General features: G+C 65.3%; 16 protein-coding genes. 11 read left to right on the top strand and 5 right to left on the bottom strand.

The features are described 5' to 3' along the window. The first annotated feature begins 98 nt into the window (after positions 1-98). From AAC979_RS00160 to AAC979_RS00135, 6 genes are all read left to right on the top strand, one after another. Positions 99-950: an RNA polymerase sigma factor gene (locus AAC979_RS00160; protein ID WP_043286153.1), complete on the top strand. Its 852-nt coding sequence runs from the start codon at positions 99-101 to the stop codon at positions 948-950. Beyond that, positions 947-1525: a hypothetical protein gene (locus AAC979_RS00155; protein ID WP_020697694.1), complete on the top strand. Its 579-nt coding sequence runs from the start codon at positions 947-949 to the stop codon at positions 1523-1525. The genes AAC979_RS00160 and AAC979_RS00155 overlap by 4 nt, the downstream gene beginning before the upstream one ends. Position 1526: 1 nt before the next feature. Beyond that, a complete protein-coding gene (locus AAC979_RS00150) occupies positions 1527-4928 on the top strand; it encodes a UvrD-helicase domain-containing protein (RefSeq protein WP_371344765.1) in 3402 nt (1133 codons plus the stop codon). An 81-nt stretch (positions 4929-5009) separates the two neighbouring features. Then, the gene (locus tag AAC979_RS00145) at positions 5010-5756 is read left to right on the top strand and encodes a multiubiquitin domain-containing protein (RefSeq protein ID WP_347270096.1); all 747 of its coding nucleotides are present in this window, start codon (positions 5010-5012) and stop codon (positions 5754-5756) included. Further along, positions 5731-6903: a ThiF family adenylyltransferase gene (locus AAC979_RS00140; RefSeq protein WP_371344764.1), complete on the top strand. Its 1173-nt coding sequence runs from the start codon at positions 5731-5733 to the stop codon at positions 6901-6903. Before AAC979_RS00145 ends, AAC979_RS00140 begins: the two co-directional genes overlap by 26 nt. Further along, positions 6900-7340, top strand: a complete 441-nt coding sequence (locus AAC979_RS00135; RefSeq protein ID WP_371344763.1) for a DUF6527 family protein — start codon at positions 6900-6902, stop codon at positions 7338-7340. The genes AAC979_RS00140 and AAC979_RS00135 overlap by 4 nt, the downstream gene beginning before the upstream one ends. Positions 7341-7465: 125 nt before the next feature. Here the strand turns inward: AAC979_RS00135 and AAC979_RS00130 are convergent, their stop codons facing one another. From AAC979_RS00130 to AAC979_RS00110, 5 genes are all read right to left on the bottom strand, one after another. Continuing rightward, positions 7466-8821 (bottom strand): tyrosine-type recombinase/integrase, encoded by a 1356-nt coding sequence (locus tag AAC979_RS00130; RefSeq protein WP_371344762.1) that lies wholly within the window; start codon positions 8819-8821, stop codon positions 7466-7468. 507 nt (positions 8822-9328) lie between these two features. Further along, the gene (locus AAC979_RS00125; RefSeq protein WP_371344761.1) at positions 9329-10108 is read right to left on the bottom strand and encodes an anti-sigma factor; all 780 of its coding nucleotides are present in this window, start codon (positions 10106-10108) and stop codon (positions 9329-9331) included. Further along, positions 10105-10623: a sigma-70 family RNA polymerase sigma factor gene (locus AAC979_RS00120; RefSeq protein ID WP_371348964.1), complete on the bottom strand. Its 519-nt coding sequence runs from the start codon at positions 10621-10623 to the stop codon at positions 10105-10107. The genes AAC979_RS00125 and AAC979_RS00120 overlap by 4 nt, the downstream gene beginning before the upstream one ends. 78 nt (positions 10624-10701) lie before the next feature. Continuing rightward, a complete protein-coding gene (locus AAC979_RS00115; protein WP_371344760.1) occupies positions 10702-12159 on the bottom strand; it encodes a YncE family protein in 1458 nt (485 codons plus the stop codon). A 10-nt stretch (positions 12160-12169) separates the two neighbouring features. Continuing rightward, positions 12170-12679 (bottom strand): DUF305 domain-containing protein, encoded by a 510-nt coding sequence (locus AAC979_RS00110; RefSeq protein ID WP_371344759.1) that lies wholly within the window; start codon positions 12677-12679, stop codon positions 12170-12172. Between the two features lie 212 nt (positions 12680-12891). Between AAC979_RS00110 and AAC979_RS00105 the strand changes: the two genes are divergently transcribed. From AAC979_RS00105 to AAC979_RS00085, 5 genes are all read left to right on the top strand, one after another. After that, on the top strand, positions 12892-13317 hold the full coding sequence (locus AAC979_RS00105; RefSeq protein WP_371344758.1) for a nuclear transport factor 2 family protein: 426 nt from the start codon (positions 12892-12894) through the stop codon (positions 13315-13317). A gap of 300 nt (positions 13318-13617) precedes the next feature. Next, on the top strand, positions 13618-15234 hold the full coding sequence (locus tag AAC979_RS00100) for a GMC family oxidoreductase (RefSeq protein ID WP_371344757.1): 1617 nt from the start codon (positions 13618-13620) through the stop codon (positions 15232-15234). Between the two features lie 60 nt (positions 15235-15294). Continuing rightward, positions 15295-16065 (top strand): winged helix-turn-helix domain-containing protein, encoded by a 771-nt coding sequence (locus AAC979_RS00095; protein WP_371344756.1) that lies wholly within the window; start codon positions 15295-15297, stop codon positions 16063-16065. Positions 16066-16125: 60 nt separating this feature from the next. Beyond that, positions 16126-17367: a cytochrome P450 gene (locus AAC979_RS00090; protein ID WP_371344755.1), complete on the top strand. Its 1242-nt coding sequence runs from the start codon at positions 16126-16128 to the stop codon at positions 17365-17367. Between the two features lie 8 nt (positions 17368-17375). Next, complete coding sequence (locus AAC979_RS00085) at positions 17376-17801, top strand: DoxX family protein (protein WP_371344754.1); 426 nt, start codon at positions 17376-17378, stop codon at positions 17799-17801. Position 17802 lies beyond the last annotated feature (1 nt).

The raw sequence follows: 17802 nt of genomic DNA, 5'->3' as shown, positions 1-17802 counted from the left end.
CGCAACAGAAGAGTAGCAAGACATTCCGGACGCATTCGATAAAAAATAGTCTAGAGGACGCCGGAATGTGAAGGCATTATAAAAGTGGGGGCGGCATGATGAAACATTGGGAGGAAGCCGTCGATGCGCAGGAAACGACAGCTTCGAACCGATCAGGAGTAGTAATAAATGGACTGCGCAAACGACGCCTTAGCGGCGAACTTTACGAACGCGACCCAAAGATAGAAGCGCTCATCGCCGAATTGGCGGTCCTGCCGCGCGACGAGTTGATCGCCAGGGCAGGAATCATGAAGCGCTCGGACCCGACCTACGTCCCTAGCGAATGTCTCGTGTACTTCATTCGCGCGAGCCGTCGCGACAACAACGAGGCGTGGTTCGAGCGCCTCTATCGGATTCTGATTGAACGGGTGCTACGCTGTTTACCCAGGTCGGAAAGCTCCGACGGCAAAACTGAATCGCTGACGCGCGGGGTTGTGCGAGACAAGGTTTTCAGCAGGTTCGTCGAGCTCCTTTCAGCGGATCGCGCCACCTATATCGACAAGCTCGACTACTTCGAGGTGCGCTTTGACGGCGCGGTTGCCAGCCTGCGGCGCGACGCGCAGGAGCAGGCTTGGCGCGACGAGAACCGTTCTCAGGCCCTCGAATATGACGACAGCGGTGAGCTATCCCCCGAAGTCGAGGCGGCCGCAGGGGCACACGACCCCTTCGCCGCGTCGGATTTGGACGATGCGGCTTACCGGTTGCGCCTGGATGCAGCGATTGAGGCTCTACCGACAGAACAAAGCAGGATCATTCAGATGATGAGACAGGGCTTCCCCATCGACTCCAAGGAGCCGGACGTCATGACCATCTCCAAAGTCTTAGGCCGCTCCGAAAAGACCGTCCGAACCTACCGCGACAAGGCCTTCGCCGCCCTTCGCGCCGCCATGGGCGACGGAGAAGAACGGTGAGCCCCGCCGGCGAACGTCCATCACGCGAGTCCGTGCTCGACGCGTTTGCGGTCGAGAACGACCCTGGCCGGTCGACCCTTGAACGCTATTTAGGACTTTACCCGGAATATGCCGGGGAGCTCATAGACCTGTCGCGCGAACTCAGCCGCGAAGTATTTGACGACACAGCTCCGCTTTCCGATGCCGATCAGGCCTTGATCGATGCTGCTTGGTTGCAACACTCAAAGGCGGTGCCGGGAGCGACAGCCGACCCTTTCGCGGCACTGACGGTCGATGACTGGCGCACCGTCGCCCAGCGTCTGGACCTGCCCCGGCAGGTTGTGACTGCGCTGCGCGAGAGACGGATTTCTCTCGCTAGTATCCCGCGACGCTTCCTGGCGATGTTGGCAGAGGCGATGCGCAGCTCTGTCGCGCAGTTGGAGTCGTCCTGGGGCTCGGCCCAGTTGGCCGGGGCGCGCAGCTATAAGGCTGACGATAAGCCGACCGCCGGCGAGCAGGTCACCTTCGAGGAAGTGTTAATCGACGCCGGCGTCCCGGCCGACAAGCGCGCCCGGCTGTTGGCGGAGGCAGACTGACATGGACGGGGTGGAGCTCGCCAGGCAGGTCGCCGCCGAGCTTCATGCTCGTCTCGTCGCCTCGGGTGCCGATCCTTGGTCGCCCTATGACTTTGCTGTCGCCGAAGCCAAGCGGCGTGGGATCGATGTCGAACCGACGGCCGTCGGCGCGGCCGTCCTCAACGGCGGCCGCGCGACCTTCGTCGCCGCCGACGATCTGATCCTTCACGAGAGTGCGGGGTCTCGCTTCGAGCAGGCCTTCCTCGTGGCGCACGAGATCGGACATGTCGAGCTCGGCGACGATCCCGATAGCGAGGCGGCGCCAATGATCGATCTGGCCCGCGCGGCCGAGCCATCGCCGGTTGGCATGGATCGGGTGGTCGATTACGGACGCCGGCAGCGTCGCGAGGTCCAGATGGACCTGTTCGCGCGCGAGCTCTTGCTTCCCCGCAACGTCGCGCGAGCGCTGCATGTCGACCAAGGGTTATCCGCCTCGGCGATCGCCGCGAAGCTCGGCGCGCCGTTCGAGGTTGTCGCCCAGCAGATGTTTGACGCCCTGCTCCTCCCAATCGTGCCGCCCGTCACGGCCGCGACGCATGCAGAGCGGCCGCTCAACCCACTCCAAGCCGCGGCCGCGGCGCACCGCGGCGAAGCCTATCTGCTCGAGGCGGGCCCCGGCACCGGCAAGACGCAGACGCTGATCGCGCGTGTCGAAGGCCTTCTGGAGGAGGGTGTCGACCCGCGGCGCATCCTGCTGTTGACTTTCTCGAACAAGGCGGCGGGTGAGATGGCTGAGCGGATTGCGCGCAAGCGGCCCGAGGCCGCGGCTGCAATGTGGATCGGCACCTTCCACGCCTTCGGCCTCGACATTATCCGTCGTTTCCATGCGGAGCTCGGCTTGCCGAAAGACCCGCGGATGATGGATCGAACCGAGGCCGTCGAGCTCCTCGAGGAGGAGTTCCCGCGCCTGAGGCTCGCCCACTACCGTAATCTCTACGATCCGACTCAGATCATCGCCGAGATGCTGGCCGCCGTCTCGCGGGCGAAGGACGAGGTGGTCAACGCCGAAACCTACGCAGCGCTTGCCGACGCCATGCTTGCCAAGGGGGCGGACTCCGGTACACGCGAGGCCGCCGAACGTGCCGGAGAGGTGTCCCGCGTCTATGCCGCCTATGAACAGCTCAAGCGCAACGCGCATTGCGTCGACTTCGGAGATCTTGTCGCCTTGCCCGTCAAGCTGCTTGAGGCTGAGGCGGCCATCCGCGCAACGCTGCAGGCGCAGTATGACCACGTCCTGGTCGATGAGTACCAGGACGTGAACCGCAGCAGCGTGCGCTTGCTGAGCGCGCTGCGGCCAGACGGGCGCAATCTCTGGATGGTCGGCGACGCCAAGCAGTCGATCTATCGGTTTCGGGGTGCGTCATCTTTTAATATGACCCGGTTCGGGAAGGAGGACTTTCCCGGCGGTAAGCGTGGGCGATTGAAGCGCAACTATCGCTCGGTGCCGGAGATCGTCGCCAACTTTTCCAGTTTCGCGACCACGATGCGCGCGGGCGACGCGGACAGCGGTCTTGAAGCCGATCGCAACGGCAATGGCCAGAAGCCCGAGCTGCGCACGGTGCAGCGCGCCGAGCAGCAGCAAGTGGCCCTGGCCGACGCGATCGAGGCGCTTCGCCGCGAGGGACATGCCTATCGTGACCAGGCGGTGCTCTGCACCGGCAATGAGAAGCTTTCGACCATCGGGCAGGACCTCGAACGGCTCGGCGTGCCCGTGCTGTTTCTGGGCAGCCTGTTTGAGCGGGCTGAGGTCAAGGATCTCCTGGCGTTGCTCTCCGTCCTTGTCGATCGGCGCGCCATGGGCCTAGTGCGCATCGCCTGCTGGCCCGATTTCAGGATGTCCTTCGCGGACGTAGCGACGATCTTCGAGTATCTGCGGGCGGCCGACCAACCTTCAGGCGGTTGGCTCCAGCACATCGAGTCGATCCCCGGCGTCAGCGACGCCGGGCGCCAGGCCCTCGTCAAGCTCGCGGCCGCACTCAGCGGCTTCGACCAAACGGCGTCGCCCTGGACCGTGCTCGCGACACTGCTGCTTGATCGCACCCGTGTCGCAGCGCGCCTTGGCGTGTCGGAGGATCTCGCCGATCGCACGCGCGGCATCGCGATCTGGCAGTTCCTCAACTTCCTGCGGGTCCAGCCGGCCGGCCGCGGCCTGCCGATCACGCGTGTGCTCGATCGCGTGCGCAGGCTTGTCCGTCTCGGCGATGATCGCGACCTGCGCCAGTTGCCCGCGGCCGCCCAGCATCTCGACGCCGTGCGTTTGATGACGATCCATGGCGCCAAGGGCCTGGAGTTCGGCGGCGTCCATCTTCCAGGGCTCAACAGCGACACCATCCCGCGCACGCCGCCGGCGCCACCCTGTCCGGCGCCCGATGGCATGATCGCGGGCGCCGAAGGCAGTGCGCTGGAGGCCTTTCGCGCGGGCCAAGCCGAGGAGCAGGAGTGCCTGTTCTATGTGGCTCAGTCTCGCGCCCGCGACCGCCTGATCCTTTATGCGCCGACCGAGAAGAGCAACGGCCACAATCGACCGCTATCGCCCTTCCTCGATCGTCTCGGGACCAGCTTGACGCGCCGTTCGGCCGTGCCGGCGCGACTGCTTCCGACGGCGGCGGAAGCCCAGGGAATCGAGTTGATCGTCGATGGACGGCTGCAGTTCGGGGCCGCGCAAATCGCCCTTTATGAGTCCTGCCCGCGCCGCTTCTTCTACACGCATATCTTGCAGGTGGGCGGGCGGCGGACCGCGACCGCCTTCATGCACCTGCACGAGGCAGTGCGCGTGGTGGTCGAGGAGGTGATCACTTCGGATAGCCCTATGACCGAGCGCGACCTGGAGGACCGCACCGACTCGGCGCTTGCTGGCCAGGGGCTCGCCGATCATGGCTATCGTGCGGAATTCCGCGACTTGGCCCTAGCGATGCTGCGCTTTCTCCTTGCCGATCGCGCCGATGCAGTCGCCGAGGTTCCGGCCGCGCTCAGCCTCAATTTCGGCGGCGAGCAGATCATCGTTCGGCCGGACGAGGTGCTGGTGCGGCCTGACGGCGTTCGCGCCGTGCGCCGCATCCGAACCGGCCACAGGCGGTCGGCCGAGAGCAAGGATGTCGGCGCGGCGGCGCTGATGCTGGCGGTCCAGCAGGCCTTCCCTGGCGCTGTCGCCGAGCTTGTCCATCTCTCCGACGGCGAGGCGCATGCGCTCGCCTTGTCAGATCGGGAGCTGAAAGGTCGCAAGGATAAGCTTGCCAAGTTTCTCGGCGACATCCGCGCTGGGCGGTTTCCGGCCGAGGTCTCGTCGCGCACCTGCCCGAATTGCCCCGCCTTCTTCATCTGCGGGCAGACCCCCGACGGCCCCCTGCAAAAAAAATTCGCCTGACCTTACCGGTCGGCGGATCCCGCCCCGATTGGAGCCTTAGAGCCGCGGCGTCGCCTCGGCCAAACCTAAGGACCCAATCTCATGAACACCGAAGAACTTCTTGATTACGACGACCTCGGCGACGCCCTGCGCGAAGGCCGGGCGCTGCGTCCGGCGCGGGGGTATCGCTTTCTCCTCGCGCAGGGCGATCTCAACTTCCAGTCCCGTCAGGTGAGCGATCCGGTGCCGCTCGGCCGTCAGTTGCTCGAGGCCGGCACCCTGGACCCGCGGGACGGCTACAGCCTGTTCGCGATTCTGCCCTCGGGCGACTTCGAGGACGTGCGGCTGAACGAACCCTTCGACCTGCGCGAGCACGGCGCTGAGCGGTTCGTCGCCTTCCTGACGGACCGCGATTTCAAGCTCACTCTCAAGGGCGACGAGCTGCGTTGGGGTAAGCCGATCATCAGCGGCGCGGTGCTCTACGGCCTCGCCAAGCCCGGCGAGGGAGAGGCCGTCTTCCTCGAGGTCCCCGGCGGCGAAGATCGCCTGATCGAGCATGGCGAGCTGATTGATCTAGCCGAGCCCGGCATCGAGCGGTTCATCACCGCGCGGGTGACGTTTGAGATCATCGTCAATTCGCGGCCGCGGACGGTGAACGCCCGTACGGTCACGTTCGAGCAGATCGTCCAGCTCGCTTTCCCGGGCCAGCACGAGCCGAACGTCGTCTTCTCGATGACCTACCGGCACGCGGCGTCGACGCCGCACGCGGGCGAACTCGGGGCTGGCGGCTCGGTCGACGTCAAGAAGAAAGGCACGGTGTTCAATGTCACGCGAACTGTTCAGTCGTAATCCCGACCTCAAGCGGCTGCGGGACGAAGGCTATTTCGTCCTGCGGCAGGGCGGGCATCTCGTCATGCGGGAGGTGCCCTATGTCGATGCGCGTCGCGAGGTGCGCATCGGCACCCTCATCTCGAGCCTCACGCTGGCCGGCGATGCGACGCGCAGGCCCGACACCCATGTTGTCCATTGGGACGGCGACTTTCCGTGCCGCGCCGATGGGACGCCTATCCAGGGGATCTCGCATCAGGCCGGAGCCTTCGACCTCGGTCACGGTTTGAAAGCCACGCACAGCTTCTCGAGCAAGCCGGATGGCGGCTACACGGACTACCACCACAAGATGACGAGCTACGCGAACATCATCGCGGGCCCGGCCGCGGTGCTGAAGCCCGGCATGACCCCCCGCACCTTCCGCGAGCCGGAAGAGGAGGAGGACAGCGTCTTCAACTATGTTGAGACCGCCTCCGACCGTGTCGGTATCGGCATCCTGACCGAGCGGCTCGTCAACGAGCGGGTCGCCATCATCGGCTGTGGTGGCACCGGCGGTTACATCCTGGACTTCGTCGCCAAGACGCCGGTCCGCGAGATTCGGCTCTTCGACAGCGACGAGTTCCTGACCCACAACGCCTTTCGGGCGCCGGGCGCGCCGACCCTGGAGGGGCTGCGCGAGGCACCGAAGAAGGTTGACTATCTGAAGCGCATCTACAGCCGGATGCACCGCAACATCGTGGCGCACGATGTCGAGCTCGGGGCCGACAACCTGCACCTTCTCGAGGGCGTCACCTTCGCGTTCCTGTCGCTCGACGCCGGCGAAGCGAAGCGGTTGATCGTCGAGAAGCTCGAGGCGAGCGGCGCCGCATTCGTCGATGTCGGCATGGGCCTCGAACTCGACGAGGGATCGCTCGGCGGTATCCTGCGGGTGACCGGCAGCACGCCGGAGAAACGGGATCATGCGCGCCAGCGCATCTCCTTCGTCGGCGGTGGCGCCAAGGACATTTACGCATCCAACATACAGGTCGCGGATCTCAACGCTTTGAATGCTGTCCTCGCGGTCGTGAAGTGGAAGAAGATTCGTGGCTTCTACCGTGACCTCGAGCGCGAGCATCACTGCACCTACACCACCGACGGCAACATGCTCATCAATGGGGACCTCGCGTGATGAGGCACAAGCGACTCGATCATCGTTTCGTCGAACACATCCCTGAGCGCCTGGACCCAGGCATTCTCTATGTTTCGATGGAATATGCGACATCAGCCCATAGCTGCTGCTGTGGTTGCGGCGAGGAGGTTGTCGCGCCCTTCACGCCGACGGATTGGAAGATGACGTTCGATGGCGAAACTATCTCGCTTCGGCCGTCGATCGGCAATTGGACCTTGCAGTGCCGGTCACACTACGTGATCGACCGCGGCAAGGTGATCGAAGCCGGCCCTTGGAGCGACGAGCAGGTTGAAGCTGAGCGTCGTCGTGATCGCGTTGCCAAAGCGCGATATTATGGACAGTCGCCGACGGTCGAGCCTCCTATTCAGGCCGCTCCGACCAGCGCAACACCAAACTTCTGGCGCCGTGTCCGGGGCTGGTTGTCTCGTAAGTTATAGCGCCAAGCCCGGCGGCGGACATGCCGTCGGGCTTAGCGCGTTTCTGGTGTTAAGCTTGCCCCGGCCGATGGCACGAGCCGGAAAAGTAACTAGGGTTTGGAGGTCGGATGCGGTGATTGCGAACGCTAGGCAGCTAAGGGAATGTCCTCTCGTTGCATTTCCGCGCCCTTGGCCGCATTGTTCAGGAAGCGCGCAAGTGCTTGCTTCCGAGAATCTCGATCAAGAGCGTACGCGGTCTGCTTGAACTCGACTCCATCAAGCAAGCCTTGAATGTAGCCGGAGATCGTATCAGCTGCCATGATCAGAGCCGTGTCGAGCGTATGTATGTACTTGCTCGTGACCGAGCCTTTCGCGTGTCCGACGAGTGCCGCGATGGTCACCTCGGTGAAGCCCAGATCGTTGGCGATGCTCGCGAAGCTATGGCGCAGGACATGCGGCGTAACGTCGGCGAGCGGCGAGTCCTTGAATAGCTGCTCCCAATGGTTCGGAAAGCTGCCGAAGGCATTGTCCTCGCCTTGGCCGGGGAAGACGTAGGTGCCCTTCGCATTCTCGCGGCGCTGCTCCAGATACTCGACCACGGGAAGACCGATGGGTCGGATGGATTCACCCTCTTTGCTATCCTCCAGTCGCAGGCAACTCGCCTCAGTATCGGCCTCGGACCACATAAGCGAGATCATCTCCGACCGGCGACAGCCGGTCAGGGCGATCTGGCGAACGATCTCGACGGTCATCGCATATTTCTCGTTCTCTGCCGCCTCGCGCAGCATGTTGCCAAGAGTGTGATACTCCGCCTCGGAAAGCCTGCGCTTGCGGACATTGTCCTTCGGTTTCTTGATGCCGTGCGCCGGGTTGCGATCGATGATGCCGGCATCGACGGCGTAGGTGAGGATGCCGCCGAGGAGGCCTACCGTGCGTGTCGCCGTGCCGGCGCCGCCGCGCACGATGGCTTTGCCCCTTAGCTTCTTCGTCTTGACCGACACTCGCGTCTTGCCGGCCATGATGTCCTTGAGCACCTTGTTGATGTCGGCTTTTGTCAGGTCCTTCACCCGCCGCGCGCCGATCAACGGAATGATATGGCGTTCGATGCGGCCAGTGTCGGTAACGATGGTGGTCGCCTTCTTGGGGCGACCGCCTTTGCCGAGGATCAGGCCTGCCTTGAGGTCTTTGAGATAGAGCGTGCATAGCTCCTTGACCGTCATGGCCTGGTGATCGAGCTGGCGTTCCTCAGACGGGTTGTCGCCGCGAGCGACGCGCCCGAGCTGGGCCTTCGCTTCCTGTCGTGCGGTTTCTGGCGTCCGGATTCCGTGCAGGCCGATGGTGTAGCGACGGGTTCGACCGAGCGCGCGATATTGGATGAGATAGCTGCGCTTGCCTGATGCGAAGACGCGGAGGCCGAAGCCGGGAAGCTCATCGTCCCAGATAAAGTAGTCCTTTTCCCGGACGTCGGCGGCGTCGACCACTCGTTTCGTGAGCTTTGTCATCAGGCGATCCCCCCGTGATGGAGGGGCTGTTTCCGCGGAAGCACCACGGAAGCAGCCGGGCGAATATTGGAGCGAACTTGCGGATATGGATTTCGGCGGAAAAATCCGAATAGTCTAGCGGTTTCAGTAGGTTGTGGTGTCATGGCGTGCCCTAGCGTGCTTTTAGGACGGGGTGCCTAAATTGCTCCGAAGGCAAAGGTCGCACGTTCGAATCGTGCCGGGTGCGCCACTTAACTCCCTGAAAAATAAAACGAATTTTCGAGCCTGCGGCTCACACGGCGCTTTACTGTTGCTCGAATAGCCACCGAATAGCCACCGGAACGAATTTCGGGGCTTCGCGCGCTCATGCATGTGGGGCGCTGCCGGCATCCGCTCCGTTTGATGAAGGCGCGCACGCCATCAGGATCGCTGGCGTGCCACGAAATCAGCAGATCGAGGTAACCCGCCAGCGCGACACTGCCGGCCAGCAGCGCTCTTGAGCAGGTGACAAGCGTGATCGTTTGCCGCTCAGGCCGCGCTGCGTATCTGCCGGCGTAGCTCGTCCGCAAGCGGATGCAGCCGGTCCGGGGCCACCGCGCCGACGAGGCTGTAGCCGAGGCCGTCATCGGCCCAGGCGAAGCCGTTGAGTGCGCCCTCAGTATGTGGCGACATCGGCAGGGCCGGATCGGCCTTCATCGGCCGCGCCAGCATCACGAGGCGCGTTCCGCGATCATCGTCAAACATGAACAGCGCGGCAGGGCCGTGCTCGGTCGGCACCACGCGCCCGCCCATCAGCCGATAGCCCGCCGCCGTCAGGTCCGGAATGCCGATCGGACGGCCGATGCGCTTGGCGGTCCAGGCCGCGAGCACGTCGCGATCGCTGGCACGGATCTCGACAGGCCGCACCTGGTCCGGCACATAGGTCGCATAGCTCGCGGCCGCCTCGCGGGCGAGCGCCTGGACACCTTCGGAGGTCGTGGGCCTCAGGTCGCGCAGCGACCAGCCGCCGGCGGCGCCCACCGACAGCAGCAGCACCGCCGCCGCCGCGATCGCCCAGCGTGGCATCTGCCATGGCAGGCGGCGTTCCTCGATCATGCGCGAGAGGTCGAGTTCCGTTGGCACCGGCTCGTCCATGACAGGCGCGAAGGCCTCGCGCAGCATGTCGCGCTGCTCGCCATAGACCGCGATGCGTCGGCCAATATGCGGGTGTGCGTCGAGATAGGCGCTCACCTCGGCGTGGCGTTCGGGCGTGAGCGTGCCGTCGACAAAACCGTTCAGGTCGTCTTCGGTGATCGGGAGAGGGGTCATTTCACGCTCCGGAGATGGGGCGACAGGCGGGCTGTCCGCGGCTCGACGGACATCAGCCTGGCAAGGCGTTCGCGGGCACGCGACAGGCGCGACATGACCGTGCCGATCGGCACGCCCAGCACCTGCGCCGCATCGGCATAGGAGAGTTCCTCGACCGTGACCAGCAGAAGCACGGTGCGCTGTTCATCCGGCAGCTGCGCCAGCGCATTGACGAGGTCTCGATGGCGCAGACCGTCCTCCTGTCGGGCCGCCGAGGCGAAGCTCGCCGGATCGGCGTCGTCGAGCCCGATATGGATCGGGCGCTGCGTCGTCCGGCGCAGCCGCGTCATGGCGAGATTGTGCAGGATGGTGAAGATCCAGGCCCGTGGGTCCTCGCCCGGCCGCCGCTGGTGCCAGCGGCTGATCGTACGCTCCAGACAATCCTGCACCAGATCGTCCGCCGCCGTCCGCTCACGCATCAGCGCCCGCGCATAACGCCGCAATGCCGGGATCAGCGGCTCGATGAGGCGCACCATCTCGTGGTTCACGGTGTCTCCTTTCGAGGAGAGGCGCGCCTCCCCCATGAGCGACTGTCCTGGCGCAGGCGTGGCGCGTCAATCCAGCGTCTGGCGCTGGACGACGGCGCCGGGCTGGGCGACCGTGCCCTGCGTGATGACGAGATAGCGGCGCTGGGCCTTGGCCTCGTTCTGCACGATCTGGCGGATGGGCCCGGCGGCGTTGACGATCGCCGAGCCGGCGGGATTGGACATGAAGGCCGAGAGCGGCTCGATCGCGCCCGTGCCGTCGGGCTGGCTGGCCAGCGCCAGTACATGCGGCTTCTTCGGCGCGAGGCCGGTCACCGACGCCTGCAGGACCTGGATCAGACCCTGGTCGAACAGCGCGACGCTGGTCGGGGGCGTGTCGGCGGCCTTGCCGTCCGTGGTCAGGCTGAGATGCGCCGCCTGCCCGGCGACGCCGAGCGGCTGGAGGTTCTGCGTGCCCTCGCCCTCCGGCACGGCGCCGGGCACGTAGTTGACCGCCTGCGGCGCCTGGCCGACGGGAATGGTGGCCACCACCGTATTGGTCAGCGTGTCGATGGCCGCGAGCGCATCGGCGTTCTCCAGCCCGACATAGACCCGCGAGCCATTACCCGACGGCCAGAGGCCGTGCGGCAGCTTGCCGACAGGAATCGTCGCCACAGGCGTAAAGTCGTCGGTGCGGAACACCTTGACCTCGTTGAGCCCGCCCACCGTCACATAGGCGAAGCTGCCCTTGGCATTGCGGGCGAAGTTGACGTGGTTGGTGATGGGGCCGGTGTCGATCGTCTTGATCACATCGAAGGGCGGGCGCGCATTGAACACCTGCACCTTGCCGATGTCCTTCAGCGTGAACCACACCTGCTTGCCGTCCGGCGTCGCCGCGATGTTGGGACAGAACGGGCTTTCCTGCTTCACACGGCCGACGATCCTGTGGTCGGCGACCGAGATCACCACGGTCTCGGGCATGAAGGAGGAGCAGACATAGCCGTATTTCCCGTCGGGCGAGAAGATCTGCATGCCCGGGCCGTTCGGCACCTTGATGCGCGTTTTCTCCTCATAGGTCGTCCCGTCCAGTACGGCGATGTAGTCCTCGCCGCGCACCGTCACCCAGACCTCCTTGCCGTCAGGCGTGAAGAACGCCTCGTGCGGCGAGCGGCCGAGATAGGTGGTGTGCTTCACCGCATTGGTCGCGGTGTCGATGAAGGTGACGGCGTTCGAGCCGATCGACACCACAGCGAGGGTCTTGGCGTCCGGCGAGAAGCCCATGCCGTGCACCAGCACCTGCCCCTTGTAGAGCGGGCTGAAGTTCGTCGGCTGCGGCTCGCCCAGCCGGATGATGCCGACCAGCTTGTTGGTCGCGGGATCGGTGACGGAGATGGTGTTGGAGAACTGTTCGGCGGCATAGACGCGGTCGCGGCTGCTCAGCGGAATGTCCGGGGCGGAGGCGGCGAACGGCGCCTGTCCGGCGAAGGCGGGCACCGCACAGGCGAGAAGAACGCTGGCGAGCACGCCGGTGAGGACGGATGTGTTCATGGGACGGTTCCTACTTCACCGGGGTCGACAGGGCCGGCATCGCCAGGGTGCTGGCGGGCATCGGGCGGGGCGACAGGGTGCCCGGGGGCATGGCGGAATGGTCATGGGCGGCGCCAGCCTCGGGCAGGGTCGGAGCCGGCGCGGAAGGCGGCAGGGGCTGGCCGAGCGCGAGCCGCATCGCGGCGATCTCCTGCTGCTGCTCGATGACGATCTCCTGCGCGAGCCGCCGCAATTGCGGGTTCGTGCCGTAGCGCAGATAGGCCACCGCCATGTCGATGGCGCCCTGATGGTGCGGGATCATCATCGCGGTGAAGTCGGCGTCGATGTCGCCGGTCGGCGTCACCTCCATGTCCGCCATCATCTTGTCCATGGCGGCGGCGTTCTCGGCGAGAAACGGCGATTCGGCGCGGGTTGTGGAAGCCGTGTCGGCGCCATGGCTGTGGTCGCCCGCCGCGGCCGCGCTCCCAGTCAGGCAGAGCGCGAGCAGCACGCCGACACGAGGCAGGTGTCGTTGTCGCATGGACTTTTCTCCTTCGGGCGATGACGCCTTCGGAAGGTTGGACTCGCAGCCGGCGCGATTATTCCGCCCGGGCGCGAATTTTCTCCGGCCCTTCGCCGAACCCGCCCGACGCCCCCCGTGCGACGCGAAAATCGGAACGCACGCCCCGTCAGGCGGAATAAAGCGGCGCGACGCGAGTCTCCCGATGCAGGCCACATTGGAGATCGAGTCACATGCGCCTTTCAACTCTCGCCGCCACGTTCGTCCTTATCGCCGCTTCCGGCTCGGCCGCGCTGGCGGGATCCGCCGAAGACCTCGCCAGGTCGCGCATCGCCGCCATAGCCGGCGGCGACCTCGCGGGCGTGTCGGCCGCCTATGGCCCCGGCGCGACCCTGCACTGGGTCGGCGGCCCGCTCGACGGCACCTATAGCCAGCCGGGCACGATCAAGGAGATCTGGTCGAAATTCTTCGCCGCCCAGGGCACCCAGACGGCGACCATCGCCATGGCGGTGGAGGCGGCCAATCCCAAGGGCGGCACGGTCACGGCCGATGTCACCTTCGCCGGCAAGAACACGGTCAAGGTGCGCTACGTGCTGCTGTATCGCGGCGACAGGCTGGTCGACGAAATCTGGCAGGTCAACCCGACCGCGACGTACTGAACGGACCGATCACCCGGGGGGGGGGGGCGTTCACGCCCCCCACGGACGGACGAGCCGGCGCGGCACAGGTCCGCACCGGACGGCCGACGCTTCCACCCCCATGCCGGCGTGAGCCGACCGGGCAACAGCCCGGGCGATCGACTGCGCATGGCTGGCGCGGTCAGGAGCGGGCCCCCGACGTCACGGCAACGAGGCCGTGCTGTCTCGCGTCGCGGCCCGCCGCCGCGATTTAGCATAAAGGCTATATTTGATTAATTTGATAAAAATGATACCACGTCGCCATTCAAAGGAGTTTGCGACATGAGCGAGATCGACAAGGACGACGCGCCGGACTTCGCCAGGCGGGTCGCCGAGAACCAGAACCGGCTGCGGGAGCGGCCCCCGGCGCAGTACAATTTCATCGTCTGCGGCGCCGGCTCTTCCGGTTCGGTCGTGGCGAGGCGCCTGGCCGAGAACCCCGATGTCGACGTGCTCCTCGTCGAGGCGGGGGAAGATGACGAAGCCGAGACGGTGCTCGACCCTTCGCAATGGCCGCAGAACCTTGGCAGCGCGCGTGACTGGGGCTTTCAGGCGACACCCAATCCGCACCTCGACGGCCGGACCCTCTCGATGTCGATGGGCAAGGGCCTCGGCGGCGGGTCCAGCATCAATGTGATGGTGTGGGCGCGCGGGCACCGCAGCGACTGGGACTTCTTTGCCAAGGAGAGCGGCGATCCCGCCTGGGGCTACCCGGCGGTGCTCGACATCTATCGTCGAATCGAGAACTGGCAGGGCACGCCCGATCCGCATTATCGCGGCACAGCGGGCCCGGTATGGGTGCAGCCGGCGCGCGATCCCAGCCCGGTCGCGCTCGCCCTGCTCGATGCCGCAACCGAAATAGGCATCCCGCGCTTCGATCATCCCAATGGCGCGATGATGGAAGGCGCGGGAGGCGTCGCCCTCTCCGACATGCTGGTGCGGGATGGGCGGCGCCACTCACTCTTCCGCGCCTATGCGCGGCCCTGGATGGACCGGCCCAACCTGACCGTGCTCACCGGAACGACGGTGCGCCGGGTGATCTTCGAGGGCCGGCGCGCCGTCGGCATTGAGGTGGTTCGCGACGGACAGGTCATGCGACTATGCGCCAGTGCGGAGGTGATCCTGTCGCTCGGCGCGATCCATACGCCGAAAGTCCTGATGTATTCGGGCATCGGTGATGCCTCGGAACTTGGCCGACACGGCATCCCCGTGCGCCAGCATCTGCCCGGCGTCGGCGCGAACCTGCAGGATCACACAGCCTTCTGCTGCATCTGGGAGTATCGCGACGCCATCGCGCCGCGCAATAACGGGAGCGAAGCGAAACTATACTGGAAGACCCGTCCCGAGCTTGAATCACCCGACCTGCTGTTCTGCCAGGCCGAGTTTCCGGTGCCGAGCGAGCGGACGGCGGCATGGGGCGTGCCCGCGCAGGGGTGGACGATGTTCGCCGGCCTGGCGCGGCCAAGCAGCCGTGGCCGGCTTCGCCTCACCGGCGCGGATCCGCTGTCCGCGATCGAGATCGACGCGAACATGCTGTCGGACCCCGCCGACATGGAGACGGCACTCGCCTGCATCGAGCTCTGCCGCGAGCTTGGAAATGCCCGGGCCTTCCAGCCTCTGGTGAAGGGTGAGGCGCTGCCGGGCCCGCTCAAGGGCGAGGCGATGAAGCAGTTCGTGCGCGAATCCGCCGTCACCTACTGGCATCAGAGCTGCACGGCGAAGATGGGACGCGACGCGATGTCGGTCGTGGACGCCTCTCTCAACGTCTATGGGGTCGAGGGTCTGCGCATCGCCGACGCCTCGATCATGCCGCGCGTCACCACCGGAAACACGCAGGCCCCCTGTGCCGTCATCGGCGAGCGTGCCGCCGCGATGATCCGCCAGACCTACGACCTCTGACACCCTCGCGCCGGGGCCGTCCATGAGGCCAGCGTCCTGGCGCCCATTGTGGGATTGCCCATGTATCACCCGACCTCCACCGACCGGACAGCGGCAGCGCCGTCCGGTCGGGCCGCTCCTGGGCTGAACGTGCTGGTCGTTACCAGCGATCGCGATCTGCGCGAGCGGTTCACCACCTATCTTCGCAGCCATGGGTGCGGTGCCATCGGCATGGACGCCATGCCCGCGACCTCCCGGTTACAGGCCGACGGTTTTAACCTCCTCGTGCTGGACGTGCAGCCTGAGTCCCTTGACGGCCTTGAGCTTCTGCGTCGGGTCCGCATGGAAACCGATATTCCCGTCATCCTGATCACGCGCGCCGGCCGCGACGACGTCGACTGTGTCGCCGGGCTTGAACTCGGCGCCGATGATTATCTGAGAGAACCGCTGGACCCGCGCGAACTTCTCGCGCGCGGCCGCGCCATCCTTCGGCGCCATGGCATGGCACCCGTTTTTCCCCTCGAATACCCGCGCGCCGGGTGGCGCTTCATGGGCTGGGAACTGCGGCGCCGGATACGCAGCTTGAAGGATCCCACCGGACAGATCGTCAAACTCTCCCGCAACGAATTCGCCCTGCTGAACCTGTTTCTGGAGTCGCCACGCCGCCCGCTCTCCAGGCTGCAGCTGATGCGCGCCAGCCGGCCGCACGACGACATTTCCGACCGGAGCATTGACGGCCAGATACTCAGGTTGAGGCGGAAGCTGCAGTCTCCGCTCTCGCCGCCGCAGATGATCAAGACCCATCGCGGCATCGGCTACGTCCTCGATGCCGATGTGGACCCGCTTTTCTGACGGGAATCGAGCAACTCACACAAAACGCTCCAGCGCGCTGGGCGAAACGAAAGTGAGACAATGAACGCCACGACTTTCGAGACCCACCTCCATAACCTGCCGATCGACGCGATAGATGTGGCGCAGCCCGAGCTGTTCAGATTGGGCTTGGCGCCGCGCTATTTCGAACGCCTCCGCCGAGAGGCCCCCGTGCATTACTGTGCGCAGGGACTGTTCGGCGCCTACTGGTCGATCACACAGCACCGCGACATCGAGGCCATCGAGCTCGATCCGGAGACGTTTTCATCCGACCACCTCAATGGCGGCATAACGATCACCTCCCGTCCTGACGATCCGCAGTTCTTCCCGTCCTTCATCGCCATGGACCCGCCACGGCATGCGGAGCAACGCAAAGTGGTGGCCCCGGCATTTTCTCACGATCGCCTGCGCTTTCTCGCAGGTCAGCTTCGCCTCTGGTCGGAGGAAACCCTTGATCAACTGCCGATCGGTGGGGAGTTCGACTGGGTTGACCGGGTCTCGGTCGAGCTCACGGCCCGCACGCTCGCCCTCCTGCTCGGCTACCCGCAGGAGCGCTGCCGCGATCTGATCCGATGGTCGGAAGCGATGGTCGCCCTTCCCGGCAGTCCCGCCTTCCCGACCGTCGCGGACAAGCTGCGCGTCATGCAGGAGTGCTTCGCCGCGTTTGACGCGATCTGGGACGAGCGGTTGAAAGACCCGTTTGGCGATGACCTGATTTCCATGCTTGCGTCCGGGCCGAAGACGCGGGGCATGTCGCGCGCCGAGCTTCACGGCACGATCCTGCTGCTGATTGTCGGCGGCAACGACACCAGCCGCAGCGCCATCAGCGGCAGCATCGTCGCCTTCGATCGGTTCCCCGAGGAACTGACGACACTGCGCAGGCACCCCGAGCTGATCGCCGGCCTGACGCCCGAAATATTGCGCTGGCAGACGCCGATCGCGCATATGCGCCGGACCGCCATGCGCGACGTGACCCTCGGCGACAGGACCATCAGGAAGGGCGACAAAGTGGTCTTGTGGTATCTCTCCGGCAACCGGGACGAGGGGGTTTTCGAGCACGCCGAGAAGTTCGATGTCAGCCGTCCGAACGCGCGCCGGCACCTCGCCTTTGGAGCCGGCATACATCGCTGCGTCGGCGCGCGCGTGGCCGATCTGCAGATAAGGATTCTCTGGGAAGAGCTTCTGCGGCGTTTCGAGAGAGTAGAGGTCTGCCATCCCCCGGTGAGATCGGCCTCGACCTTCACCCACGGCTATACCGAACTCGTGGTCAAGATACCGGGATGAGGCGGACAATGAACGAGACCATCATGCGACTTCTTGATCGACCGGCATCGAGCCTGCTCGCGCGCCTTTTGCTGACCGCGCCGTTCTGGCTGAGCGGGATCTCCAAATTCCTCGACTTCGAGGGCGGCGTCGCCGAGATGGCGCGGGCCGGCCTGGAGCCGGCTATCGGCTTCAACATCGCCACCATTGCCGTGCAACTGGCGGCCTCGCTGTTCATCATCAGCGGGCGCCATGTGTGGCTCGGCGCCGCCATGCTCGTCCTGTTCACCGGGCTGACGATCCCCCTGGTCCATCACTTCTGGGCCATGACCGCAGAGCCCTTCCGGACGATCGCCTTTCACACGGCGATCGAGCATATCGGGCTCATTGGCGGCCTGCTCGCGGTGGCGGTTCTGTCCTCGCGCAGTGGAGCGGAACTGCACGCGCGAACCTGAC

Origin of the sequence: Ancylobacter sp. IITR112 (genome assembly GCF_041415945.1) — a bacterium.
In the GTDB taxonomy this organism is placed as follows: Bacteria; Pseudomonadota; Alphaproteobacteria; order Rhizobiales; family Xanthobacteraceae; genus Ancylobacter.
The sequence above is the reverse complement of the archived record's forward strand: the minus strand, read 5'-3'. Positions and strand labels throughout refer to the sequence as shown.

Bases quoted from the DNA above. Each gene is read 5' to 3' on its own strand.
- AAC979_RS00160 (WP_043286153.1), top strand. From the start codon at position 99: ATGAAACATTGGGAGGAAGCCGTCGATGCGCAGGAAACGACAGCTTCG.
- AAC979_RS00150 (WP_371344765.1), top strand. From the start codon at position 1,527: ATGGACGGGGTGGAGCTCGCCAGGCAGGTCGCCGCCGAGCTTCATGCT.
- AAC979_RS00145 (WP_347270096.1), top strand. From the start codon at position 5,010: ATGAACACCGAAGAACTTCTTGATTACGACGACCTCGGCGACGCCCTG.
- AAC979_RS00140 (WP_371344764.1), top strand. From the start codon at position 5,731: ATGTCACGCGAACTGTTCAGTCGTAATCCCGACCTCAAGCGGCTGCGG.
- AAC979_RS00130 (WP_371344762.1), bottom strand. From the start codon at position 8,821: ATGACAAAGCTCACGAAACGAGTGGTCGACGCCGCCGACGTCCGGGAA.
- AAC979_RS00125 (WP_371344761.1), bottom strand. From the start codon at position 10,108: ATGACCCCTCTCCCGATCACCGAAGACGACCTGAACGGTTTTGTCGAC.
- AAC979_RS00120 (WP_371348964.1), bottom strand. From the start codon at position 10,623: ATGGTGCGCCTCATCGAGCCGCTGATCCCGGCATTGCGGCGTTATGCG.
- AAC979_RS00115 (WP_371344760.1), bottom strand. From the start codon at position 12,159: ATGAACACATCCGTCCTCACCGGCGTGCTCGCCAGCGTTCTTCTCGCC.
- AAC979_RS00110 (WP_371344759.1), bottom strand. From the start codon at position 12,679: ATGCGACAACGACACCTGCCTCGTGTCGGCGTGCTGCTCGCGCTCTGC.
- AAC979_RS00105 (WP_371344758.1), top strand. From the start codon at position 12,892: ATGCGCCTTTCAACTCTCGCCGCCACGTTCGTCCTTATCGCCGCTTCC.
- AAC979_RS00100 (WP_371344757.1), top strand. From the start codon at position 13,618: ATGAGCGAGATCGACAAGGACGACGCGCCGGACTTCGCCAGGCGGGTC.
- AAC979_RS00095 (WP_371344756.1), top strand. From the start codon at position 15,295: ATGTATCACCCGACCTCCACCGACCGGACAGCGGCAGCGCCGTCCGGT.
- AAC979_RS00090 (WP_371344755.1), top strand. From the start codon at position 16,126: ATGAACGCCACGACTTTCGAGACCCACCTCCATAACCTGCCGATCGAC.
- AAC979_RS00085 (WP_371344754.1), top strand. From the start codon at position 17,376: ATGAACGAGACCATCATGCGACTTCTTGATCGACCGGCATCGAGCCTG.